The organism is Acinetobacter sp. A1 (assembly GCF_012371315.1).
Taxonomy (GTDB): Bacteria; Pseudomonadota; Gammaproteobacteria; order Pseudomonadales; family Moraxellaceae; genus Acinetobacter.
The window spans coordinates 1-23,678 of sequence record NZ_JAAZQY010000028.1 but is presented as its reverse complement, the minus strand read 5'-3'; the positions used below and the strand labels follow the sequence as shown (position 1 = coordinate 23,678).

Sequence of the window (23,678 nt, the reverse complement as noted above, 5' to 3'; positions counted from 1 at the left end):
ACAATGGTGGTAAATATAAATTTTGAAATAGAAAAGTTAATGAGAGCTGAGGAAATTGCGGCATCTGGTATTTATAGTCTTTCTGAATCTGAACAGCAGGCTATATTACAGTGGGGCTTACGTTTATTTGGGATGGGACAGCACAAAGTCGGTGATATACACGAGATTAAATACGAGGGCAGAGTGGTTGTTTTAGATGACGGTTCTAGATGGGAAGTCGAGTCATACGATGCATCAACTGTAGATTTTGGGGGGGAGTTTACAAAAGTAGCTATTATAGATGATGAAATGTATCGTTTAGACGAGAGTGTTTCTGTAAGCGAGGATTTGGTTTAAAGATCCTATACATTAGATCTCTTGTAAAAGTATGCTTATACCTAATTTTTGAATCAGCTAAACCTTCTAAAATATAGCTTGCTGCTGTTTAAATTTTGACTAACGCAAGAAGTCTAATGTAAATGTTATTTAATTAACTAGCCTGAAAAAATGTAATTCGGTTTGCGGGGAAATTAAATGAAAATAATTACAAAAAAATAACATAAATAATGTATGTATCCGAGTTTGTATCATATTTCATTCAATAATAATAAATATATATGAAACATATACTTAAAATTGAGTATGGTAACGTCTGGGCCCACCATATAAAAAAACCACTTACGTGTACTAATCGTAAGTGGTTTTTTTGTTTTTAGATTCTGGTAAGCAAATGGTAAGCAGCTTAAATCAACATTATTCTGTAAGCATTCGCTAAACCCCATAGCTATTTTTTAATTTGAGTTGGGTTTCCATCGGTGTGGAAGTAATACTTCAATCTGGGTCACTTTATGTATCGGCAACCTTTTCGGCACATCACTTAATTGGGCATGCGGATCCAGTCCATTCAGCTTTGCTGACTGAATCAAGTGTATGATATTAGCTGCTCGCTGACAACTGCTCATCGAGCCAGCAAATAACTAGTTATTACGTCCCAAGGCCCTGGAACACATCTGATTTTAGATCCCTTATGAAGCAATGCTTCTTATGTTGATTGGTAAGATATGCGGGCCAATTGGTTGTGCGGTAGATTTTGTGTGTAGGCTTCTTCATTTGAAAATTATATCGCTGAAAAAGCCTTTACAGATAGGTTTGTGCAACAAAGCCAACTGACAGTTAAAAAAAAATACTTTAAAATGCTAAATGGTTTTTAATTGAAAAATATAGTAATGTCAAAATTAAATGTAGATCAAAAAACAATTTATGAACTTTTTTCAGATAAACGTGCAGATTTTTTAATTCCAGATTATCAGCGCCCATACGCATGGAGTGAGGAGCAGTGCCAAACTCTTTGGGATGATATTTTTAGTTTCGCATTTCCTGAAAATAATGCTGATAATTTTGATGATCGGAAAGACGAATATTTTTTAGGGTCTATTGTTACATACAAAAATGAAAATGATCAATCAGAAATAATTGATGGTCAACAGCGCCTTACAACACTTTTGCTTTTATTAAGGGCATTTTTTGATAAGTTTGCTAACATGCAAGATCAAAGCTCTCAATTAACTAAAAAGCGTATTGAAAGTTGTATATGGAAAACTGATACTTTTGGTGAGGCTGTAAAATCATCATTAAAAATTGATTCTGAAGTTGCGACTGATGATGATAAAGGTGAATTTTTAGAATTACTTAAAACTGGAAATATAATAGAAAATAGCAAGAGTAGATATGTAATTAATTATTTATTCTTTAAAAAGAAAATTGATGAATTTTTGCAACAATTTCCAAGTTATTTTGCCTACTTACCTGCAAGAATATTAGGTAACTGTATTTTGTTGCCAATTGAAGCTGATTCTCAAGATACAGCATTAAGAATTTTTTCAACTTTAAATGATAGAGGGTTGCCATTATCTGATGCGGATATTTTTAAGGCTCAATTTTATAAATTTTATGGAAAGCTGAATAAAAAAGATGAATTTATCAAAGCTTGGAAAGAATTAGAAAAAGTCTGCAATGATATCTTTATGCATAATACTTTTAGTTCGCCTATGGATGAGATATTTTCTCGATATATGTATTATTTACGAGCAAAAGAAGGTAATAAAAGTTCGACAACAGAAGCACTACGAAAGTTTTATGAACGTGATAAGTATAAATATTTAAACTTGGAAAGTACAATTTGTGATTTAAAAGAATTAGCTGATTTTTGGTATAGCGTTAAATTACAAGATAAAACAAGATTTTCGGATCAAATTCTGAAGAAACTATATATATTGCATTATTCACCAAATGGTATGTGGCAGAATATAACATCAGCGTATTTTTTACATAATAAAAAAGAGAATGGTTTTTTGGATGATGAAAAGTTTCAAAAATTTTTAGAAAAAATCACTGCATTTATTTTTACTTATGCAATTACAAATCCTGGAGTGAATGCTTTAAGAACTCCTGTATATGATGAAATGGTAAATATTGTTAATAATAAAGAGGTTACATTCTCTAAGTATAAGTTTAATGAAGTAAATACTAAAACATTATTTAAAACTTATATTTTTACAAATCAAAGAAACGTTACTAGATCAATTATTACATGGTATGCTTTTAATTTTAAAGAGCAAAAATTACTGCAACTAACTGAGAACTTTCATTTAGAACATATTTTTTCTAGAAAAAGATATCAGATGGAAAATGGCATAGATAATATAAATAATCTTGAGTCATTGGGAAATAAGATATTATTGGAAGAAAGTATTAATATAAAGGCATCTGACTATCGGTTTGAGGATAAGAAAAAGATTTATAGTGGGGAACAGCGTAGAGGAAAGAATCAAGATAAAAGCCAAATATATGAAATATCTGAATTAGTACTTTTAAATGATTTTACTGAAGAAAGTATTATTAATCGTAGTGCTAAAATTTCAGAAGCCTTTTTTGATTTTTTGCGTGATCAAGAACTATTATCTGACAGTTAGTTTGAGTGTGGCTCGACTTTGATTATTTTTTTTATTTTTTCTAAAAAATTGGAATCTGCAATAAATTTAGTTTGAGGAATATATTATTTTTATGGTCTAGGAAGAGGAGTGACTATGAAAAAACATTATTCTGAATTAGAGATTGTTTCAGATGTATTGGAGAAAATACCACATCGTCAAAGTCGTTCAGTCGCGAAAGCCATTTGTGTCTGTAACGATGTAGAAGCCAGCCATTCGTGGAGTTTTACAGAGCCAGTAAAAAATTTTGTGTAATAGCTTTTCAGAAATTAAAGGTGATCACTTAGGCGGTCGTGCATGGATAAAAAGGTATATGATAGCACTAGTACGATAATACAGATTACCTATATTATTTATAATGTCTTTCAAGTTGACTGGATCATCAATAGTAAGCTTAAAGTTAATATATAAATAATTGTTATTAAAATTTTGCTAAAGTCAAAAAATGTAGGGATTGTTATGGGATATTTCTTGGGGTTTTTATATATTGCGATATATATAGTGATTTATTTGTCATTGTTGTTGCTACCTTATTATGTTGCTTATTCTATAATTGAACCTCATAGCTTTTTCGGCGTAGTGGGCGTATTTATTTTAGGCTCAGTAATTGTACCTCTAACTTTAGGTTTTGCTTTTCTGGTATTCGGAAGTATTTTTGTTGCTTTTGAAAAGTTTAAAGAAAAAATAGGTCCAAAACCGCAATCTCATTCCTTATCATCATATAGTTATGATAGTACACTATTAGATGTAACTCCTAAACCCGAAAAGAAAAATACAAAGGGGGTCGTATTATATACAATCTTGGGGGTTGGGATGTTAGGACTAATATTATTTTTGGTTGTCAATGGAAATTCAAAAATTGAAGAGGCTAATTCTGATTATGAAACAGCCTCTTATGAAGAAACTGTGGATGATACGCCAACAGATTATCTTTACACCGATACATCTAATGACGAAGCAGTTGACTCTTATTTAACTGATAATACAATTACAGATAATTATAGCTATATGAATGATGCTGTAGATCAGTTTCTAGAGATACTGGCGGATTCTGGAATTTCTGGAGTGGCGAGAAGTGTTCGTGATTGTTATGTAAATACAGAAATTGATAATCTCTACTGCCTCTATCTAGATAATACTGCTCGAATCATGGATGATGCTGTTTCTAAGCAGATGGGTTTTAATCGAGATGAATATTTAAAAGAGGATAGAGTTCAAGCACGAAATCAGAAGTATTATTACATTGCTACTAACACAAGTCATTTGGCATCTAATCATCAGGAAATAATTGAACCTCAGTTAATAGGCTTACTTAAGAGGAAAATACAAGAGAAAAATTACCAACCTCAAAATGCGAGTGATCCATCTACAACAAATTCAGATTTATATCCGCATAATAATTCTGATGGTTCACGTTTAGGTGTTGAGATGAGTCAGGGTTTTAATAATAATACCAACAACGATAAACCTGAAGCGCTAGAGTCGGATTTGGTAGCCAACGATGGTGAAACTGGGACAGAAGAGAGTAATGAAATAGAGGTTGATTATGAGTAGAGTATTTCTAGCATTAATACTATGTAGTGTTTGTTCTGTTCAAGCATCAGAGTGGGAGTATCTAGGTGAAACTAATGAATTTAGATATGAGTTGGATAGGCAGACTATAAGAAAGGTAGCAACGGGCTATTCGACAATTGGTAATAATGTGACTCAGTTTTGGGTTAAAAAAATAGTTATTAATGATCTTTCAAAAGATGGGTTAGGGATTGGTGACCATACAAAGACCTTATTACACATAAATTGTAATGCAGATTTGCTAGGGTTCAAAACTGAAATCAAATATAAAGGCACCAGGGTAATAGATAGCTATACAGAACCTTATGTGAAAATGGAGCCTATAGTTCCTGATACGATTGGTTCAAGTTTTTCTAAAGCGATTTGTAGCTGAGAATATAAGTTATAAGGAAAAAGTGGGAAGTACTTTTTCCTTAAACTTAATGATTAGAAGAGGGTGTAAATACTGTTAAAAACCTTTCACTACACTAACATTATAAAGTACTTGCTTTCAGCATCTTATCACTATTACTTTTTCCTTGCTAACAAGGTCGCAAAACGCTGCTTAATTCGATCACCTGCAGCATCTGTACGGTGTAACTCACCTACATTTTCATTGTATTTCACAATATCCCAATCAGCATAACACGCACTTAATTCACCCGCTTTAAAGCTAGAAGGGAAGTCTTGTTGTACAGGGTAGTCTTCAGTATCCATTGCACAAACAATTAAGTTGTAACCCTGTGAAAGAGTGGCTTTTTGCATATTTTGAATGAGTTTTGGAGTAGTTTCAGGTGCCAAGAACATCATCACCACAGTACAATTAATAAAGTGATATTGCCCTGAAATAGATGAATCCTGATTCAAGTCACGCACCGCAGTTTGAATGGTAGTGATTTGCTCTGCTTCAATAATTTCATTCAATTTTTGAATACTGGTCGGGTTACCATCCCAAGCATCGACCTGAAAACCATGCTGACTCAAATACAGCGCATTGCGGCCTGTACCACAACCAACATCTAAAGCTTTGCCAACGGGTAACTGCGGCAGTGCGGCTATAATTTCAGAATGGGTTGGGCTTAATTTGTATTTTTTGACAAAATAATCTTGAGCTAAACAATAAAAACTGAGCTGACATTCAATGTCTTCACTGGCAGATACGATTTTATGCCAAGCTTGCGGCTCAATAAAAGGCGGTTGGTTTTGCACAGAAAAAACATGCTCAGATTGCACTTCGCCTGATTCATGCAGCATCGAGAAAAGCATTTCACCTTTTAAAATGGTAAGTTTTGCCCAAGTGCCTACTTGCGTGTTGTGTTGTTTCTTAAAACCTTGCGGAATTGAATCATGATTCCAAATTGGAAGTTGCTTATAACATATCAATTCTTGTTGCATCATAAACTCCAGCGTTGTTCATCATGATTTAGACACTTGTGTAGATTTTTTATTACGTAGATCAGTCTACTTGATCTTAATTTCAGCATAGCATTTCATGTCGTTTTCAACCATCTATTCACTGAGAATTTGCAAGCTTAAAAAATGTGTTTTGAGGTGAAATAAGCAGTACCCAGAAATGATCCTGAAAAATATTCAGCTGAAGCTGCATTATTTTCATGTTCATTGCGCTATGAATGTTTTACCATGAGTCGCCTTAATTTATTGAATTATCCAGTGTTTATTCAAGCCAATCAGTTTGTTATTCCCACACAGCAGCATGATTATCCTGAATGGCATCGTGGGCGTGAGCATTATGCGTTGTGGTACTTAAGCATTGAGCATCCTGCTTTAGTTCAATATTTAGAACAATTAAAACAGCAATTTTCTGATTTATTATTGACTCCTAATACCCGCCAGTTTCATATCACTTTATACATTTGTGGTTTTTCCGCCGTAAAAAAACACTGGGATGATGACTTTGTTGAACAACAGTTTCAGCGACAATTACAGGCGCTACAACATTTGCAATTGCAACCTTTTCAATTGCAGATTGGCGGAATCAATAGCTTTAACAGCGCGTTGTTTGTAGATGTGCAAGATCATGCTCAGCAATTATGCCGTATTCGTCAGGCTTTAAGCACAGCAGGAGCGGAAATTGCTGCTTTGCAGTATCATCCGCATATTACTTTGGGGCTGTATCAAGCTGAACATTCAACTAATTATATTTTAGAGCGTATTCAAAACACTATAGTGCAACATTTCGATTTGAATATTCAGCATTTAAGTTTTGGATATTATCAGGCGAAAACATTACAAGGGCCACTTTTTACAAGCTATCAATTTCCTTTGGGAGCATCATGATTCAACTTATTTTGGGCGGTGCACGTTCTGGGAAAAGTCGCCTAGCCGAACAAAGTGCACAGCAATTTGGCAAAACGGTTATTTATGTGGCAACCGCACAAGCAGGCGATGCCGAAATGCAGGCACGGATTCAGCATCATCAGCAACAGCGTCCGCAGTCATGGCAATTGCGTGAAGAACCTTTATATTTGGCGCAACAGTTAAAAATGCTGGATCATCCAGATCATGTGATTTTGGTAGATTGTCTGACTTTGTGGATGAGTAATTTACTGATGCAAACGGTAGAAAACTTTGCTGAACAACAAATTGTAGCATTACTTGAAGTTTTACCTCATTTGCAGGCCGATATTATTTTGGTGAGCAATGAAACAGGTTTAGGTGTTGTGCCACTAGGGGAAATCACCCGAAAATTTGTAGATGAATCAGGGCGGCTACATCAACAGTTAGGGCAAATTGCAAACAAAGTCCAGTTTTGTGTTGCTGGTTTTCCAATGCTTTTAAAAGGAGAGAATTCATGACTTGGTGGTTAGCTGAATGTCAAACACCCAATGTGCAGATGAAACAGCAGGCAATCCAAAGACAGCTTCAACTGACAAAACCTACAGGGTCGTTAGCTGAACTTGAAAATGTCGCAATTCAACTGGCATCTTTACAAGGCACAGCGCAACCGAATATTGAACGTCCGTGGATTTGCATTTTTGCAGGTGATCATGGCGTCATGGAAGAAAATATTTCGGCCTATCCGCAAGCGGTGACACGACAAATGCTGCAAAATTTTGCGACGGGTGGCGCATGTATCAGCGTCATTGCTAAACAGTATCAGGCACAACTACAAGTGATTGACTGTGGTTCAGTGGGCGATGCGTATGACTATGCGGGCGTAGAGCGACATTGTATTCGTGCTGGTACAGCAAATTTTGCTAAAACGCTTGCCATGACCGAGCAAGAGTGTATGCAGGCTATGGCTTTAGGGCGTAAAAGTGTTGAAGATGCTGTTGCGCAACAGGCCTCAATCTATGTTGCAGGTGAAATGGGGATTGGGAATACTTGCTCTGCATCGGCCTTATCTTGCTTTTTATTGCAAGCACCTGCAGAAGCACTCACAGGTGTGGGAACAGGTATTGACACTGCACAATTACAACATAAAAAGCAGGTGATTGATGCAGCTTTGGCGCTACATCAAGACTATGTAAAACAAGATGCCTTTAAAGCCCTTTGTGCTGTTGGTGGTTTAGAAGTTGCGGCTATGGTGGGCGCATATATCCGCTGTGCACAGCTAGGTATGCCTATAGTGGTGGATGGTTTTATCAGTAGTGCTGCGGCATTGGTTGCTGTCCGTCTAAACCCGCAGGTGCGTGAATGGATGTTGTTTGGACATCAGTCGGCAGAATATGGCCACCGCCGTTTATTGGAAGAGTTAAATGCGCAGGCATTATTAAATCTAAATTTACGTTTGGGTGAGGGCAGTGGTGCAGGTGCTGCTTTGGGCATCATCCAGCTGGCCTGTGCCTTGCATAATCAAATGGCAACTTTTGCAGAAGCAGCAGTCATTGGCGAGAAAGTAACTTCATGCTCAGGCTAGATGTATTAAGGCATGGAGAAACAGCATTGAGCCATACTTTGCGTGGCTCAACCGATGATGCTTTAACGTCCAAAGGCTGGAAAACAATGCAGCAAACCGTGAATACTGCGCTGGATCATGGTCTGCAATGGGATATGATTCTGAGTTCTCCTTTGCAGCGTTGTTTGAATTTTGCTCAGGATTTTTCTGGCGAACAGCAATTGCCACTTTATATTGATGCCCAGTTTCAGGAAATGCATTTTGGTACTTGGGAAGCGGCTTCAACCCAGACTTTATATGTAGAATATCCTGAAGATTTAGCAAAATTTTGGACGACCCCTACGCAATTTACCCCGCCACAGGCAGAAGCCTTGTTCGATTTTCAACAACGGGTTGTACAAGGTTTGAAGGACTTTATTCAGTATTTACAAGTCAAAAACACGAATCAGCCAAAACGAATTTTACTGGTCACACACGGTGGGGTCATTAAGCTGTTAAAGGTGATGGCGCAGCAACAACCCTTAGATGATATTTTGAAAATGTCGGCAGATTTAGGGCAACTGAGTTCATTTCAATTGCATTTGGATGGAAGCGTGACGATGCAGGAGAAACAATGACAGCGTTTTGGATTGCCTTGCAATTTCTCACCACTTTGCCTGTGTCTTTAAAACAACTGCCGAGTCCACAACAAAATGCGCAGTCGTTGTTGTTTTATCCTGTGGTGGGTTTGCTAATCGGAGCTGTGCTTTGGGGTGTTGCCAGTTTGCTGCAATTTCTGCCTTTGGTGCTTAGTAGCAGCCTGATTTTAGTTCTCTGGATTTGGCTCACTGGTGGTTTGCATTTAGATGGACTAGCAGATACCGCAGATGCATGGGTGGGTGGTTTTGGAGACCCCGAACGAACATTAAAGATTATGAAAGACCCAAGCAGCGGGCCAATTGGTGTGCTGAGTCTACTGATGTGCTGCTTGCTAAAATGGTCAACACTTTATGTTCTACTCGAGCAACAATATTTAGCAGCTTTACTGCTGGTACCTGTTTTAGCGCGTTTGAGTGCACTACTTTTATTTTTAAGCACACCGTATTTGCGTGCTCAAGGTTTGGGTACTTCTATACAAGCTTATTTGCCCAAAACAGGCGCAAAAATTGTGATTGCGTTGACTTTTGCTAGTGCTGCGCTGTGGGGATGGCTTGGCTTGATCGCTGTGCTGACTTTCATCCTTTGTACGGTATATCTACGACATAAATTTATGCTGCGATTGCAAGGTATAACGGGCGATATGGTGGGTGCGAGCATAGAAATATCTGAAACGATGGTTTTATTGGCTATTGCGATTTCATGGTTTTTAATTCACTGAAATTTTTTAAGTGCTTTGGGATACTTGTTTCTCACTTCACAAGCATATGAATTTGTTTGATTTAAATAATAATTGACTTGTTTTTGCAAAAATGTAGATGTACGCTTATCGGAAAGTTCCTAAATTGGATTTGATATTTTTAAAAACTATGATAATAGTAGTTTATGTCAGTCAGCCTTGATGGCATTTGTATCTCAGGATGAGATCACAAACATGATGTATAAAAATCAAAAGGAATGTCATATATGATCAAACTGTTAAAGCAAATTTTCTGTTTACACATCTATGAATATGATGAAATGGAAGAAATCGGGGCGCATTTAGAGTGTCGTAAATGTGGGGACAGTAAGACACAATAAGTCATCATCAACAAAAGTGAGTTTTATAACTCACTTTTTTATTGTCTAAATTTTGACACATTTGTATTTAGATTCTATTTTCTTGCATGTTCAGGCTTTAAGCTTGGTTGAGTTGCTTTTAAGATAGCGCTATCTTGCCTGTTAAAAGATGTGATGGATGGCGATGCCTAAAAACTTTAAAGAAAAGACCTATATTGTAGATGAAAATTTGACAGATACTTTGACGTGGTTACTACATCATCAAGACTGTTATGATCGTTTTTATTATGATGCGATTCAGCAACAACTGACAGTAGAACATGCCAATGGTGCCGATATAATTAAAGTAGGGCAGTATTTGAATGCCAGCTACGGTATTTTAATCACTTCTTAAGGTGCTGCTGGACAAACTTATCTTGCTGCTTAAGAGAAGATGACACAAAAAAACAAAGTCCCATTTCGGGACTTTGTTTTTTTGGGTTTAAGCTAAAAGTTTAAGCAATTGCCATTGCATCTACAGATAATTCTGCAACGGTTGGTTTGGCACGTTCAGGAACTAAACCTAGCTTTTGGAACAGCTGTTTGTCTTTGCCTTCGCCTGCATTTGGTGTAGTGAGTAACTTTTCACCCGAGAACAACGAGTTCGCACCTGCCATAAAGGCCAAAGCTTGATCTGAATCAGACAATGATTCACGCCCTGCAGATAAACGAATGTAACTGTTTGGCATAATAATACGCGCAACCGCAATGGTACGAATCCACTCTATCACATCCAGTTTTTCGACTTCAGCCAATGGCGTACCTTCAATGGGTACTAACATATTGATCGGCACAGATTCAGGGTGTAATGGTAAAGTCGCCAATTCATGCAATAAACCAATACGGTCTTGGGTGTCTTCACCTAAACCGACAATACCGCCACTGCAAACTTTCATACCTGTTTGACGTACAATGTCTAAGGTATTTAAGCGGTCGTCAAAACTGCGGGTGCTGATCACATTTGGGTAATATTCACGCGAAGTGTCGAGATTGTGATTGTAATAATCTAAGCCAGCATCTTTTAAACGCTCCGCCTGAGATTGATTCAGCATGCCCAAAGTCATACAGGTTTCTAAACCCAATGCTTTGACTTCACGTACCATTTCCAATACATATGGCATGTCACGTTCATGTGGGTTACGCCATGCAGCGCCCATACAAAAGCGTGAAGAACCAGAAGCTAAAGCTTCTTTGGCCTCTTGAATGACGTTTTCAACAGCAATGCGTTTTTCAGCTTCCAGTTGTGAATCATAATGCGCAGACTGCGAGCAGTATTTACAGTCTTCCGGGCATTTGCCTGTTTTAATGGACAATAAGGTACTGACTTGTACAGTATTGGCAGCAAAATGTTGGCGATGCACACGCTGTGCTTCAAAGACCAAATCTAGAAAAGGCTGTTCATATAACTGCTGAATTTCTTCTCGGGTCCAATCATTACGTACTGACATAAGTAAAAGTCCATCATCCCTATTATTTATAGTCTGTATCATACACAAACTGTGGAAATCAGAAAGGCATAATCTCTCAATTCGGTCGCAAATATTTATCTTTCGCCAAGTAAAACAACAAACTCATTTTAGTTGCAAACTTAAGCATTTTTATGGCTATTTCGCAGCAAAATTAAATTCTGGCCATTTTTATTTTGTGATGAAATGGCAACTAAAATTCAGATAATGCACGAAACTGGCAAAGAACCTGCAGTCCAAACGCTACCGTTTTTGTTAGGTGAAAATTGTTTATTTTTTAGGCTGTTTTAACTGTTGTTCCTGAATGGCCCAGTCAATATGGATTTGCACAATCTCATCATGCTGTAATCGTGTTTGTTGCAAAGTTTGCAAAATTTGTGCAGAAAATGGGGCATTTCCAAGTCCAATGGCAATATTGCGCATAAAGCTTTGATAGCCAGTGCGACGCAATGGACTGCCTTCCGTTTTGGCTAAAAAGGTGGCTTCATCCCATTGCCATAAATCTAGCAGGCTGATCTGATCTAGCGCATGCCGTGGCAGAAAATCATCAACCGTGGTGACTTGGGCAAAGCTGTTCCATGGGCAAATCAATTGGCAATCATCACAACCAAATACCCGATTGCCAATACCACGGCGTAAATCTTCAGGAATTACCCCTTGATATTCAATGGTCAAATACGCAATACATTTACGTGCATCTAACATATAAGGCTCAACAAGGGCCTGTGTTGGGCAAATGTCAATGCAGGCTGTGCAAGAACCGCAATGCGATGTTGCAGGTGTATCAAAAGGCAAATCTAGTGAAGTAAACAGTTCGCCCAATACAAAAAACGACCCAGATTTTTTATGAATAAGTAAGGTGTGTTTGCCTGTCCAGCCCATGCCTGCACTTTCTGCAAGTGATTTTTCAAAAATGGGTGCAGAGTCGGCAAAGGGGCGTGATTCAAACTCACCAACTTTTTCACGGATACGTGTTGCAAGAGTTTTAAGGCGACCACGCATCACTTTGTGATAATCACGGCCGCGCGCATAACGGGCGATAATTGCAGAATTAGGTGCATCTGGAATGTGGCGTGGTTGAGGTGTTTCCACCAAATAATTCATACGCACGCAAATAATGCTTTTGGTATTTGGCACTAATAATGCTGGGTTGGCTCGTTTTTCTAAATTTTCTTCCAAAAACTTCATATCACCATGATAGCCACGGTTTAAATATTCCTGAAAACGGGCTAATTCTGCTTGAGCATCTGGTTTGGCAATGACACAATCAGCAAAACCAAGCGCTAAAGCTTGAGCTTTAATCCACTCTTTCAGGGCAGTTGGATCGTCCTGATAGAGTGAAATATGTGCTGAAGTGGTGGATGTTGCCATAACAAAACAGAAGGGAAGAAAAATGCCGCAGCAAGTGTACCATAGCCCTGTTTATCATAGCCAAAGTATTCAAGCATGGGAGAAACGCTGGTTTGCCCGTCAAAACAGTTCCTATGGTTTAATGCAGCAAGTGGCATGGACACTACATTTACAACTTCGCAAAATTTTTGCTGCCCAGACTTTTCCAATTCAAACAGTTGCTGTGTGCTGTGGGCAGGGCAATAACGCTGGTGATGGCTACTTAACTGCAAAATATTTACAACAAGCAGGTTTTCAGGTCGATATTTATGCAGCAACACGCGGCACATCGACAGATTTACACCAGGCTTTTTTAGAGGCCGAAGCGGCGCAAATAAATATTTTTCAGGATTTTGCATTTCAAAAAAAATATGACTGCTATATAGATGCGTTATTTGGTATTGGTTTGGATCGTCCTTTAAATGATGAATGGCAGTCGATTATTCACACGATCAATCAACAACAAGCCTTAAAAATTGCGGTGGATATTCCAAGCGGTTTAAATGCAAACACAGGTCAGCCGATGCCATGCGCAATTCAAGCGGATTACACCTTTACGGCTTTGGGTTTAAAGGCAGGCTTATTTACAGGGCAAGCGCAGGAATATACAGGACAGGTAGATGTACTGGACTTGATTCCTGCAGATACTGAACTCAAAGTTTTGGCACAGCTCACACCACAGCAAATTAAGTTACCGGCAAGGCAAGCTTTTGGGCATAAAGGCAGTTATGGGCATGTGCTGATTGTAGGTGGGCATGCGCAAATGGGCGGTGCTGTGATGATGGCAGCAGAAGCAGCATCAAATGCAGGTGCGGGCAAAGTGACTGTGGTGTGTCATGCCAAGCATCACGTTGCGATTTTAAGCCGAGCGCCAAATTTAATGCTGCGTGATATTGATTCACTGTCTAAGGCAGAGATTCAGCAATTAATTTCACAGGTGGACGCCGTAAGTTTAGGCATGGGGCTCGGTCGGGATGCTTGGGCGGAGCAACATTATACAAATTGGTTTACGGCTTTAAATCAGTCAGATGTTGAGGTGGTTTATGATGCCGATGCATTGTGGTTCTTAGCCCAACATGCACAGGCTTCAAATAGTCCAGCTCAGCTCAAACTCAATAGCTATGCAACACCACATTCGGGCGAGGCGGCAACTTTACTTGGTACTACAGTTGCTCAAATTGAAGCTGACCGTATTGCTGCGATTCAGCAATTACAGCAACGCTATGCAGGAGAATGGGTGTTAAAAGGTTCGGGCAGTTTGACTTTACAAACTGCGCCTACAGCAGCAGGAGCAACTGCACTGTGGATTTGTACCGCAGGCAACCCAGGCATGGGTACAGGGGGAATGGGGGATGTCTTGGCAGGAATGATCGCCAGTTTAAAAGCTCAGTTTCACAATCAAATTCAATTACATGAAATTGTCATGTTACATGCCTTAGCGGGAGATGTTCTTGCCCAACAAGGCATGCGTGGCTTACAGGCTCAACACATGAACCAAGCCATTTATCAGGTCGTGAATCAGTAAAATATTTAAGATGAAGCTATTTATTTAACGACGTCGAGAGCTTGAGCGACTACGGCCACGTGCCATCCCCCCTAAGGCATTCAGCACGGCTAATTTAGTCATGCTGCCTGAAGCATGTGCATGGCAAATAGCAGCAGCTAAAGCATCGGCAGCGTCTTGTTGCGGTTTAATAGACAAGTCGAGCAATTTCATGACCATCATTTGTACTTGTTCTTTATCGGCAGCGCCATAGCCAACAACCGACTGTTTAATTTGGCGCGCAGTATATTCCGCCACCTGTAAATCTAAATTCACCAAAGCGGCAATGGCTGCACCACGCGCTTGCCCCAATTTCAGGGCAGAGTCAGGGTTTTGAGCCATAAACACCTGCTCAACTGCCGCTTCTGTCGGGCCATGAAATTTTACAATTCGCTCAATGCCTGCAAAAATTCGTTTTAAGCGTTCAGGCATTTCACTGCTTTCGGTGCGAATGGTTCCTGCATCTACAAAACGCAATTTAGCACCATCACGTTCAATAATGCCGTAGCCAGTAAGCCGAGAACCAGGGTCGATTCCAATAATAAGTGACATGCCAAGCCTTAAAAAATTACATCATGCTGAATTATAGGAGTTTAAAATTCTTTTGTGTGGAGTAATTTAAAAACATTCAGTCAATGTGCTGATGTTTAAACAATTGGAGCATATCTTTGCCATAATTTCGATATTGGACTTCATTTTATTTTAAGTATTGAGTTTTATACTCAAAATATGATGTTAAAAAAGAGGCAGGCTATGGCCAGATGGATTGATCAGCTAAAACAATGGGCTAAGCAAATTAAACGAGATGTCTATGCAGTTTGGTTTGCAGCACGTGATCCTGAAACACCATTTCTTGCTAAATTGGTAGCCTTATTGGTTGTCGCTTATGCCATTTCACCCATCGACTTAATTCCAGACTTTATTCCTGTTTTGGGCTATTTGGATGATTTGATTCTAGTGCCCTTGGGCATCATGTTGGTATTGCGCTTAGTGCCCACAGAGGTGATGCAGCGCTGTCGTCTGCAAGCCGATGCAATCAGTCAAAAACCAAGCAGTTATATCGCAGCATTGGTTTTTATTATTTTGTGGTTGGGGGTGGCGTATCTGGCTTATATTTATCTATATCGTCCAACCATATAGGTTGTAATTGGGCGATGATGAAAATATTAATGACAGGCTAGACCTTTAAAAATACAATACTGCCCATATTGAAAGAAAAGTGAATCAAAAAAGCTTGATCCCGATGAAGCACTTGGTTACTGCATTTTATTTATTTAATTGAGATTAGATTAATTTTTATGAAATTATTTCTTATTGTTCTAATTGGCTTAGTTCTTGAAGTCTTCGTCTGGATTGGTGTGGGTGACCTAGTAGGGAGCATGTGGTACGTGTTCTTTTGGTTTATTGCAGCATTTGTCATTGGCTTGAACTTGATTCGTAAATATTCTGCTGGTGTGATGCCTCAAATGCAGCAAATGCAAATGGGGCAGATGAGTGCCGACCCTGCACTTAGCAATAATTTACCTAAAATCTTTGCGGGTTTTTTATTGATGATTCCAGGTTTAATCAGTGATGTTTTGGCATTGTTGGTGATGATTCCTGCCGTTCAAAATGCATTTAAAGCTGCAATGATGAAAGCCATGATGAAGCGTCAGCAAGCGATGATGAATCAAATGATGGGTGGCATGATGGGCGATATGAATGGCATGGGCGGTGCAGGGCAAAACCCATTCGCAGATTTAATGCGCCAAATGCAAGATATGCAAAATCAACAGGGTGGTCGTGACTCTAGTATCATTGATGGTGAAGCACGTGAAATTACCCCTGATGCTAAAAAAATTGAAATGAAAGATGTCAATCAACCTAAGTAATATTAATTGTGCTTTCTATAAAACCGAATCGAGCTGATTCGGTTTTTTATGCGTATTTTGAATGATAATTAACGTGAAATATTTAAAGCATCGTCTATAGCCTGACAAGGCAAGCTATAATCTTGTTTTAAGTTTTTCCTAATGTATCTATGTCATTGTTATTGACCATTTGTGCACTGCATTTTGTTGCGCAGCTCAGTCCTGGTCCAGATGTGCTACTCATTGCTAAAAGTGCAGCAACCAATACACGCCGTAATACTTTACACATTATTGCAGGTATTTCGACTGGAATTGTCGTGTGGGTAGTGCTGACCTTGCTCGGCTTCACGGTCTTGGTACAACAATTTCCATGGATACAACAAGTACTAATGCTCATTGGTGGTTTATTTCTTGCCAAAATGGGTTGGGGCATGCTGTCAGGTGGTTGGTGCAGCTGGCAGCAAAGCAAACAGTTTGATGATACAAATGTTCAAATTCCTGCGGCGAAAAACTACTTTTTATTGGGTTTGTTCACCAATTTATCTAATCCTAAGACCTTAATTTACTTCAGCAGTGTCTTTGCTTTGGCGTTGAGTTCATCTGCAACGGGTTCTTTAAAAGCCCAATTAGCGGTCATTATTCCTATTCAGACCTTTGTGACATTTACTTTATTTATGTTGCTGCTTTCCACACCCAAAATGAAAAAGCTGTATCAGCGTTCGGGCAGTTATATTGATATGGCATCGGGCGCATTATTTTTATTATTTGCGCTGTGGTTATGGCTTGATGCACTGCGTATGTTTTCAATCTAAAATATAGATATGAACCTTAGTGAGTTGAGTTAATTGGGTCTGATGGTTTTTTGACGATTTGTTCAACTTCAGCTTCTGTTTTAACTAAATGATCGGGTGGATAGTTGCGATTGCTACTTAAAGTCGCTTCTGTGTTTTCTGAGCCCTGATATTTTCGGCTACGGTTGGCACGTTCACGTAAACCGCCTTTTTTAATCAATTGCACCATCTTGATTCTATTCCGTGTGATTAAAAAGATTGATAAAACCCACGTTTAGCAAGCTAAATTTGAGCTGTGATCTTGAGTTTTACGCAGTTCAATATTTTAACATGGCATATAAAATTCAGATGGGAAATCCAGAAATTTATTCAAAAATACTATTTGCGCATTTTTTCTAACTTTGGCATGCTGATTGAAATGCTTGGCAAGGTTGCTGAGCAAGTATCTTAGACAAGCTACAAAGTGTCACAGGTGCTTAAGCAAAATTACACTTCATCAGGGTAGATGGTGTAACAATAAAAACAAGAATTACAGTGAAGTAGGAGAATACCTATGCTGTATCATCAGTATCGTTGCGCATGTTGCAATCGTGTTGTGGAATCATCAGAAAAAGAATGTACTTCTTGTGGATCTCACAATATTCGTAGTCCTTATGGTTTTTGGTTATTCTGTGTTTTGGCATGTTTAGCTGCAGCTATTGTGTTTAAAGTCGTGCATGTGTATTTGCAAGATCATCAAGAGGTGCCTGTACAACAAACAGTACTTGATGTGATTCGCACACAGTAGGCTGAATATAATTCTAAACTTAACTTAATCTAAAATTGTCCGCTTAAACTTAGTTTGGCCATATTTACAATGCTAAATTTAAAAATCCTGAATGAAGCTATCATTCAGGATTATAGGTGATTTTTCTGCTTGTCTTCTAAATCTTAATCAAAGTACCCTAAAGCTGTTAAGAGTTTAAAAAACTAGCTTGGTTAATGGTAGACAGGGCAGCGTTCACTTCAAAAATCTTGCCACGAATGTTTTGTACGCCAAAACTTTCTAAACGGGCGGTGTGCATTTTTAAATATTGCTCTGCATTGGCAGTATTATCAAATAAGTAGATGCCACCAGCTTCTTGCGTCTGGCTGTTCTCTGTCCAGATTTTCCAAATCATGCCAGCTTCAAGGTTAATACTTTCAGCAAGTTCTTTGTATGCTTGGCTCATGCTTTCGCCAAATGGGCCTTGAGAAGGGAAGTCGACTTGAAGAATAACAGCCATGCGTAGCTCCTAAATTATTTTTAAGCGATATTAGGACTATAACATATTCGTATTTTATATATTGAGATTCACGTCATAAATATTGTTTGTTTTATGGTGCATTAAAAAAGCCCACCGAAGTGAGCTTTTGAAATCTGTTTGAATCAGAACTTTTATAAACCTGCAGAAGCTTTTAATGCTTCAACTTTGTCAGTTTTTTCCCATGTAAATGCAGTGTCTGAACCTTGGCGACCAAAGTGACCATAGGCTGCAGTTTGCTTATACATTGGTTGTAACAGATTGAGCATATTGGTAATGCCGTAAGGACGTAAGTCAAAGTGTTCACGTACCAAAGCAATAATCAATTCATCTGCTACTTTTGCAGTGTTAAAAGTGTTAATTGAAATTGAAGTTGGTTCTGCAACACCAATTGCATAAGACACTTGAATTTCACATTTGTCTGCCAAGCCTGCTGCAACAATATTTTTTGCAACATAACGACCTGCATAAGCTGCTGAACGGTCAACTTTAGATGGGTCTTTACCCGAGAAAGCACCACCACCGTGACGCGCCATACCACCGTAAGTATCTACAATAATTTTACGGCCAGTTAAACCACAGTCACCTACAGGGCCACCAATTACAAACATCCCCGTTGGGTTGATGTGAAATTTAGTGTCTGCATGGAACATTTCGGCAGGAATCACTTTTTTCACAATTTCTTCAATCACAGCTTCTTTGAGCTGAATTTGAGAAATTTCAGGATCATGCTGAGTAGATAAAACTACTGCGTCCAAACGTACAGGCACACCATTTTCATACGCAAAAGTTACCTGACTTTTTGCATCTGGGCGTAACCAAGGTAAAGCACCACTGCGACGTAATTCAGCTTGCTTTTCCATTAAGCGGTGTGCGTAAGAAATTGGGGCAGGCATTAATACATCAGTTTCACGGCTGGCATAACCAAACATCAAACCTTGGTCACCCGCACCCTGATCTTCAGGTTTTTGGCGGTCTACACCTTGCGCAATTTCAGGTGATTGTTTACCAATCATATTAATGACCGCACAGGTAGAACCATCAAAGCCAAGATCTGAATGATGATAACCAATACCGTTTACGGTTTGACGAACAATGGCTTCAAAATCAACATTTGCAGTTGTTGTGATTTCTCCTGCCAGTACAACCGCACCCGTTTTTACAAGCGTTTCACAAGCAACCCGCGCATAAGGGTCTTCTTTTAAGATTGCATCCAAAATGGCATCACTGATTTGGTCAGCCATTTTATCTGGATGGCCTTCGCTTACAGATTCCGAGGTAAATACAGCGTACTCGCGCATAAGTCCTATCACAGTTAAATTCAAAAGACGCAATATGTTACATCGAGTTAGACTTTAGGACTAGCGCATTACGACTAAAATGGCTGAATTTATTTCAATTCAATGACTTTTTATCGCATATCTTTTGCTAAAAAATAGATAAAGTATCGGTATGACTATATTTTGACTCAAAAATATTCATGTTGGCTAAAGCATGCCGTCATAATTTTAAACTAAGAAACATTTTATTTTTAAATATTGAATTGTATTTAAAAACAATATCTTATATTGATGTTTTAAAGACGTTGAATTGAGTTTATCTGCATGATTCTGCATTTTTAAAAGCTATTATAAAGTTTTGAAGGATGGCTGTGATTCAATTTATTGTGTGAAAAGTGAATAAAATTCAGGGTGGGGTTAAACTTGTCTATTATTTCAGCATTTAGTCAGGTCAAAATTGGATAATGCATGGAGTTAAACGAGATGAATTTTATCTAAAGTGTGAGTCGGGCATCAAACTTGCTCTTCGTTCATGCGAAATTCTATAAACTGAAATATCTATGTTTTAAAATCTGTAAAGCTGCGGCTTAAAACTTGCTTTGTTGAATGGTTGGCCTCATTTCTCTTAAAACAAATGCTGAAACTGCCCTGAATCTGCACGAAAAGTACGCTGAATGGGAATTAATGCGGAAATATTGTTGCATAGGCTTTACCCCTCAGGCGTTTTTTTGAGAGAATAGCGGCTGTTTTGAATTCTATTCATCTTCTTCTGTTTAACGATTTTTTGTGGACTCTGACCTATGACGACCCCGCTTAACGAACGTCGTATTGCAAACGCAATTCGTGTATTGGCAATGGATGCTGTGCAAAAAGCAAATTCAGGACATCCAGGTGCTCCGATGGGGATGGCAGATATTGCCGATGTGGTGTGGCGTGAATTCTTGAATCACAACCCAACTAATCCACAATGGGCAAACCGCGACCGTTTTGTACTGTCTAATGGTCATGGTTCAATGTTGCAATATGCGTTGTTACATTTAACAGGTTATGATCTTTCGATTGAAGATTTAAAAGCGTTCCGTCAGTTACATTCAAAAACTCCAGGTCACCCAGAATTGGGCTATGCACCAGGGATTGAAACCACCACTGGTCCTTTGGGTCAGGGTATTGCCAATGCCGTAGGTTTTGCCTTGGCTGAAAAAACTTTGGCAGCACAATTTAATAAAGAAGATATTCAAGTTGTAGACCATTTCACTTACTGTTTCTTGGGTGATGGCTGTTTAATGGAAGGTGTTTCACACGAAGCATGTTCATTGGCAGGTACTTTAGGTTTAGGCAAACTGGTTGTTTATTATGATGACAACGGCATTTCTATTGATGGTGAAGTAGAAGGCTGGTTCTCTGATGATACAGAACAGCGCTTCTTGTCTTATGGCTGGCAAGTACTAAAAGTTGATGGTCACGATGCAGATGCAATTCGTGCGGCAACAGTTGAAGCAAAAGCAGAAACGCAAAAACCAACCATTATTATTTGTAAAACAGTGATTGGTTTAGGTTCGCCAAACAAACAAGGTAAAGAAGACTGTCACGGTGCGCCATTAGGTCATGACGAAATTGCATTGACTCGTGAAGCATTAGGCTGGACAGATGAAGCGTTTGTGATTCCTGAAGATGTATATGCCGCTTGGGATGCGAAAACCAAAGGTGCAGAATCAGAAGCAGCATGGAATACGACTTTTGAGGCTTATGCAGCAAAATATCCAACTGAAGCTGCTGAACTTAAACGTCGTTTAAGCGGTGAATTGCCAGCAGAATTTGTTGCGCAAGCAGATGCATTTATTGCAGAAACCAATGCTAAAGCAGAAACGATTGCAACCCGTAAAGCCAGCCAAAATACTTTACAAGCATTTGGTCCATTATTGCCTGAATTATTGGGTGGTTCTGCAGACTTGGCAGGTTCAAACCTAACTCTTTGGAAAGGCTGCCAAGGTGTTCAGGACAATGCAGCAGGCAACTATGTGCATTACGGTGTACGTGAGTTTGGTATGACTGCTATTGCAAATGGTGTGGCACTTCATGGTGGCTTTATTCCATACGTGGCAACCTTCTTAATGTTTATGGAATACGCACGTAATGCAGTACGTATGTCTGCATTGATGAAGCAACGTGTAATTCATGTGTATACCCACGACTCAATTGGTTTGGGTGAAGATGGTCCAACCCACCAACCTGTTGAACAAATTGCATCTTTGCGTGGTACGCCAAACTTAAATACATGGCGTCCTGCTGACACTGTAGAAGCTGCCATTTCTTGGAAATCTGCATTGTTGCGTAGCGAAGGCCCAACTGCTTTAATTTTCTCACGTCAAAACTTACCATTCCAAACCCGTACTCAAGCACAAATTGAGAACGTGGCAAAAGGTGGTTATGTGTTGGCTGAAGAAAAAGGGGAACTTAAAGCAATTATTATTGCAACAGGTTCTGAAGTATCTTTGGCAATGGAAGCATACGCACAGCTTGAAGGTGTACGTGTTGTGTCTATGCCATGTGCTGAAGAATTTGTGAAACAAGATGCGGCATATCGTGAAGCAGTATTGCCATCACATATTCGTGCACGTGTTGCGGTTGAAGCAGCGCATGTAGACTACTGGTGGAAGTTTGTTGGTCTAGATGGCAAAGTCATTGGTATGACAACCTATGGCGAATCTGCACCAGCAAAAGAGTTGTATCAACACTTTGGTATTACCACTGAAGCGGTTGTAGCTGCGGTAAAAGAATTAACTGCTTAATTTTTTAATTAAGTGTTTTTAAAGGCGTTCCTGCAAAGGGACGTCTTTTATTTTTGCATATTTGTTTGGCCGCTTGTTTAGTGTTGCCTGCAGATGTTGCAAGTGTAAGTCAGGTTTGTGAATAGACCTCTGTGTAATTGAGTGAGATGAGAAATGAGTTTGTACGAGCAAATTAATGATGAAGTCACTTTAATGGATGCGGGTGAACAAAAGTGGATTGGACAAGATTTACCACTTGAAGCAATGGTTGCGGTGGAGTTGTTATTACAGGATTTAGCTGAGGATCAGCAAATCAAAATCCGCCGTAAAAACCATGAAAAGCAATCAGGCTTAAAGCAGGTTGATCGTATTTTGATTGAAAAGCTTTAATTGATTTGCCTTTTAATGGTAAAAATCGTGAATTGTTAGAGATCAGCTTTATTCTATACGTAGGGTAAAGCTTTTTTATTGCTGTAAAAATAGTGTATAAAATAGCCTAAGCATAATATTCAATGTGAATCATCAATCATTCTAAGATATAACAATTAGATAATATCCAAGCATGCAGGCAACCCAAGTACAGCATCAACTGAGTCAAAAAATAGGTATTGTGCCGTTAAGCGAAATTCAGTTTGAGCAGTGGTTACTACTTTGGCAAGGCTATCAGCAATTTTATTGGGTGCAACTCAGTAATGAAGTGACACGACAGACTTGGTCAAAACTGACTGATCCTCAACGCCCCTATATTTATGGCTTTGCTGCCGTATATCAAACTAAAGTTGTCGCAATTGTGCATGTGATTGAACATGACAGTTGCTGGACACTCAAGCCTTATGCCTATTTACAAGATTTATTTACCTTGCCTGATTATAGAGGGATAGGGATTGAAAGGTTGCTCATAGCGCAGGTTTATCACACAGCGCAACAGCGTGAATGTGATCGGGTGTATTGGCTGACCCATGAAGATAATTTACAGGCTCGGCAATTGTATGATCGTGTCGCAAAAAGAACAGGTTTTATTCAATATCGAAGTCCTACAGTCGCTATGTAAAACGAGCAAGCATATTTTTACAAATTTATCGGAGCCTGTAAATAATTTTGTGTAATTGCTTTTCATAAATTTAAAGGTGATTGCTTAAGCGGTCACCGAATTCAATAATAAAGCGGCTCATGGCTAAACGCCAGTCGCGAATAG

The 23,678-nt window shown here is 38.8% G+C and carries 26 protein-coding genes and 1 pseudogene; 19 read left to right on the top strand and 8 right to left on the bottom strand.

From position 1 onward, the window contains the following. Positions 1-3 precede the first annotated feature (3 nt). Positions 4-336, top strand: coding sequence for a hypothetical protein (locus tag HHA41_RS10110; protein WP_168461600.1), 333 nt, complete (start codon positions 4-6; stop codon positions 334-336). A gap of 434 nt (positions 337-770) precedes the next feature. On the opposite strand, the pseudogene HHA41_RS10105 reads toward HHA41_RS10110, so the two are convergent. Beyond that, positions 771-1,001, bottom strand: a pseudogene (locus HHA41_RS10105) (transposase domain-containing protein); the annotation flags it as partial. A gap of 204 nt (positions 1,002-1,205) precedes the next feature. Here HHA41_RS10105 and HHA41_RS10100 point away from each other — a divergent pair. From HHA41_RS10100 to HHA41_RS10085, 4 genes are all read left to right on the top strand, one after another. Next, a complete protein-coding gene (locus tag HHA41_RS10100) occupies positions 1,206-2,951 on the top strand; it encodes a DUF262 domain-containing protein (RefSeq protein ID WP_168461599.1) in 1,746 nt (581 codons plus the stop codon). A 114-nt stretch (positions 2,952-3,065) separates the two neighbouring features. After that, positions 3,066-3,224: a hypothetical protein gene (locus HHA41_RS10095; protein ID WP_168461597.1), complete on the top strand. Its 159-nt coding sequence runs from the start codon at positions 3,066-3,068 to the stop codon at positions 3,222-3,224. A gap of 204 nt (positions 3,225-3,428) precedes the next feature. Beyond that, the gene (locus tag HHA41_RS13120; RefSeq protein WP_252726733.1) at positions 3,429-4,523 is read left to right on the top strand and encodes a hypothetical protein; all 1,095 of its coding nucleotides are present in this window, start codon (positions 3,429-3,431) and stop codon (positions 4,521-4,523) included. Next, positions 4,516-4,914, top strand: coding sequence for a hypothetical protein (locus HHA41_RS10085; RefSeq protein WP_104504291.1), 399 nt, complete (start codon positions 4,516-4,518; stop codon positions 4,912-4,914). Before HHA41_RS13120 ends, HHA41_RS10085 begins: the two co-directional genes overlap by 8 nt. Positions 4,915-5,048: 134 nt before the next feature. Here HHA41_RS10085 and tehB read toward each other — a convergent pair whose 3' ends face one another. Then, positions 5,049-5,915, bottom strand: coding sequence for an SAM-dependent methyltransferase TehB (gene tehB, locus HHA41_RS10080; RefSeq protein ID WP_168461606.1), 867 nt, complete (start codon positions 5,913-5,915; stop codon positions 5,049-5,051). Between the two features lie 246 nt (positions 5,916-6,161). On the opposite strand from tehB, the gene HHA41_RS10075 reads away from it, so the two are divergent. The 6 genes from HHA41_RS10075 (at position 6,162) to HHA41_RS10050 (ending at position 10,468) form a co-directional block, all read left to right on the top strand. After that, a complete protein-coding gene (locus tag HHA41_RS10075) occupies positions 6,162-6,818 on the top strand; it encodes a 2'-5' RNA ligase family protein (RefSeq protein ID WP_171525300.1) in 657 nt (218 codons plus the stop codon). Further along, positions 6,815-7,336 carry a bifunctional adenosylcobinamide kinase/adenosylcobinamide-phosphate guanylyltransferase gene (gene cobU, locus HHA41_RS10070; RefSeq protein ID WP_168461596.1) on the top strand — a complete coding sequence of 174 codons (522 nt, stop codon included), beginning with the start codon at positions 6,815-6,817 and terminating at the stop codon, positions 7,334-7,336. Before HHA41_RS10075 ends, cobU begins: the two co-directional genes overlap by 4 nt. Then, on the top strand, positions 7,333-8,400 hold the full coding sequence (gene cobT, locus HHA41_RS10065; protein WP_168419432.1) for a nicotinate-nucleotide--dimethylbenzimidazole phosphoribosyltransferase: 1,068 nt from the start codon (positions 7,333-7,335) through the stop codon (positions 8,398-8,400). The genes cobU and cobT overlap by 4 nt, the downstream gene beginning before the upstream one ends. Further along, positions 8,388-8,996 carry a histidine phosphatase family protein gene (locus HHA41_RS10060; protein ID WP_168461594.1) on the top strand — a complete coding sequence of 203 codons (609 nt, stop codon included), beginning with the start codon at positions 8,388-8,390 and terminating at the stop codon, positions 8,994-8,996. Before cobT ends, HHA41_RS10060 begins: the two co-directional genes overlap by 13 nt. Then, complete coding sequence (locus HHA41_RS10055; RefSeq protein WP_168461593.1) at positions 8,993-9,736, top strand: adenosylcobinamide-GDP ribazoletransferase; 744 nt, start codon at positions 8,993-8,995, stop codon at positions 9,734-9,736. Before HHA41_RS10060 ends, HHA41_RS10055 begins: the two co-directional genes overlap by 4 nt. A gap of 522 nt (positions 9,737-10,258) precedes the next feature. Further along, positions 10,259-10,468 carry a hypothetical protein gene (locus tag HHA41_RS10050; RefSeq protein WP_168461604.1) on the top strand — a complete coding sequence of 70 codons (210 nt, stop codon included), beginning with the start codon at positions 10,259-10,261 and terminating at the stop codon, positions 10,466-10,468. Positions 10,469-10,568: 100 nt separating this feature from the next. On the opposite strand, the gene bioB is transcribed toward HHA41_RS10050, so the two are convergent. Then, positions 10,569-11,561 carry a biotin synthase BioB gene (gene bioB, locus HHA41_RS10045; RefSeq protein ID WP_168461592.1) on the bottom strand — a complete coding sequence of 331 codons (993 nt, stop codon included), beginning with the start codon at positions 11,559-11,561 and terminating at the stop codon, positions 10,569-10,571. Between the two features lie 288 nt (positions 11,562-11,849). Then, positions 11,850-12,950 (bottom strand): tRNA epoxyqueuosine(34) reductase QueG, encoded by a 1,101-nt coding sequence (queG, locus tag HHA41_RS10040; protein ID WP_168461590.1) that lies wholly within the window; start codon positions 12,948-12,950, stop codon positions 11,850-11,852. A gap of 22 nt (positions 12,951-12,972) precedes the next feature. Here queG and HHA41_RS10035 point away from each other — a divergent pair, with 22 nt between their 5' ends. After that, entirely contained in the window at positions 12,973-14,493 is a 1,521-nt protein-coding gene (locus tag HHA41_RS10035) for an NAD(P)H-hydrate dehydratase (RefSeq protein WP_168461589.1), read from the top strand. Positions 14,494-14,517: 24 nt separating this feature from the next. Here the strand turns inward: HHA41_RS10035 and ruvC are convergent, their stop codons facing one another. Continuing rightward, positions 14,518-15,063 (bottom strand): crossover junction endodeoxyribonuclease RuvC, encoded by a 546-nt coding sequence (gene ruvC / locus HHA41_RS10030; protein WP_168461588.1) that lies wholly within the window; start codon positions 15,061-15,063, stop codon positions 14,518-14,520. A gap of 201 nt (positions 15,064-15,264) precedes the next feature. Between ruvC and HHA41_RS10025 the strand changes: the two genes are divergently transcribed. The 3 genes from HHA41_RS10025 to HHA41_RS10015 all read left to right on the top strand — a co-directional run bounded on the left by HHA41_RS10025 (position 15,265) and on the right by HHA41_RS10015 (position 17,173). Continuing rightward, a complete protein-coding gene (locus tag HHA41_RS10025) occupies positions 15,265-15,651 on the top strand; it encodes a YkvA family protein (protein WP_168461586.1) in 387 nt (128 codons plus the stop codon). Between the two features lie 158 nt (positions 15,652-15,809). After that, complete coding sequence (locus HHA41_RS10020) at positions 15,810-16,382, top strand: FxsA family protein (RefSeq protein ID WP_167845952.1); 573 nt, start codon at positions 15,810-15,812, stop codon at positions 16,380-16,382. A 149-nt stretch (positions 16,383-16,531) separates the two neighbouring features. Then, positions 16,532-17,173 (top strand): LysE family transporter, encoded by a 642-nt coding sequence (locus tag HHA41_RS10015; RefSeq protein WP_168461585.1) that lies wholly within the window; start codon positions 16,532-16,534, stop codon positions 17,171-17,173. 16 nt (positions 17,174-17,189) lie between these two features. Here HHA41_RS10015 and HHA41_RS10010 read toward each other — a convergent pair whose 3' ends face one another. Then, positions 17,190-17,381 carry a hypothetical protein gene (locus HHA41_RS10010; RefSeq protein WP_104851869.1) on the bottom strand — a complete coding sequence of 64 codons (192 nt, stop codon included), beginning with the start codon at positions 17,379-17,381 and terminating at the stop codon, positions 17,190-17,192. A gap of 324 nt (positions 17,382-17,705) precedes the next feature. On the opposite strand from HHA41_RS10010, the gene HHA41_RS10005 reads away from it, so the two are divergent. Further along, entirely contained in the window at positions 17,706-17,939 is a 234-nt protein-coding gene (locus HHA41_RS10005) for a hypothetical protein (RefSeq protein WP_104851870.1), read from the top strand. A gap of 166 nt (positions 17,940-18,105) precedes the next feature. Here the strand turns inward: HHA41_RS10005 and HHA41_RS10000 are convergent, their stop codons facing one another. Together HHA41_RS10000 and metK are read right to left on the bottom strand one after the other, a co-directional pair. Then, positions 18,106-18,417, bottom strand: a complete 312-nt coding sequence (locus HHA41_RS10000) for a monooxygenase (RefSeq protein WP_168461584.1) — start codon at positions 18,415-18,417, stop codon at positions 18,106-18,108. A gap of 152 nt (positions 18,418-18,569) precedes the next feature. Next, positions 18,570-19,736: a methionine adenosyltransferase gene (gene metK, locus HHA41_RS09995; protein ID WP_104851871.1), complete on the bottom strand. Its 1,167-nt coding sequence runs from the start codon at positions 19,734-19,736 to the stop codon at positions 18,570-18,572. Between the two features lie 779 nt (positions 19,737-20,515). On the opposite strand from metK, the gene tkt reads away from it, so the two are divergent. The 3 genes from tkt to HHA41_RS09980 all read left to right on the top strand — a co-directional run bounded on the left by tkt (position 20,516) and on the right by HHA41_RS09980 (position 23,534). After that, a complete protein-coding gene (tkt, locus tag HHA41_RS09990) occupies positions 20,516-22,504 on the top strand; it encodes a transketolase (protein ID WP_168419309.1) in 1,989 nt (662 codons plus the stop codon). Positions 22,505-22,657: 153 nt separating this feature from the next. Beyond that, positions 22,658-22,873, top strand: coding sequence for a hypothetical protein (locus HHA41_RS09985; protein ID WP_004976879.1), 216 nt, complete (start codon positions 22,658-22,660; stop codon positions 22,871-22,873). A 172-nt stretch (positions 22,874-23,045) separates the two neighbouring features. Beyond that, positions 23,046-23,534 carry a GNAT family N-acetyltransferase gene (locus tag HHA41_RS09980; RefSeq protein WP_168461582.1) on the top strand — a complete coding sequence of 163 codons (489 nt, stop codon included), beginning with the start codon at positions 23,046-23,048 and terminating at the stop codon, positions 23,532-23,534. Positions 23,535-23,678: the final 144 nt, after the last annotated feature.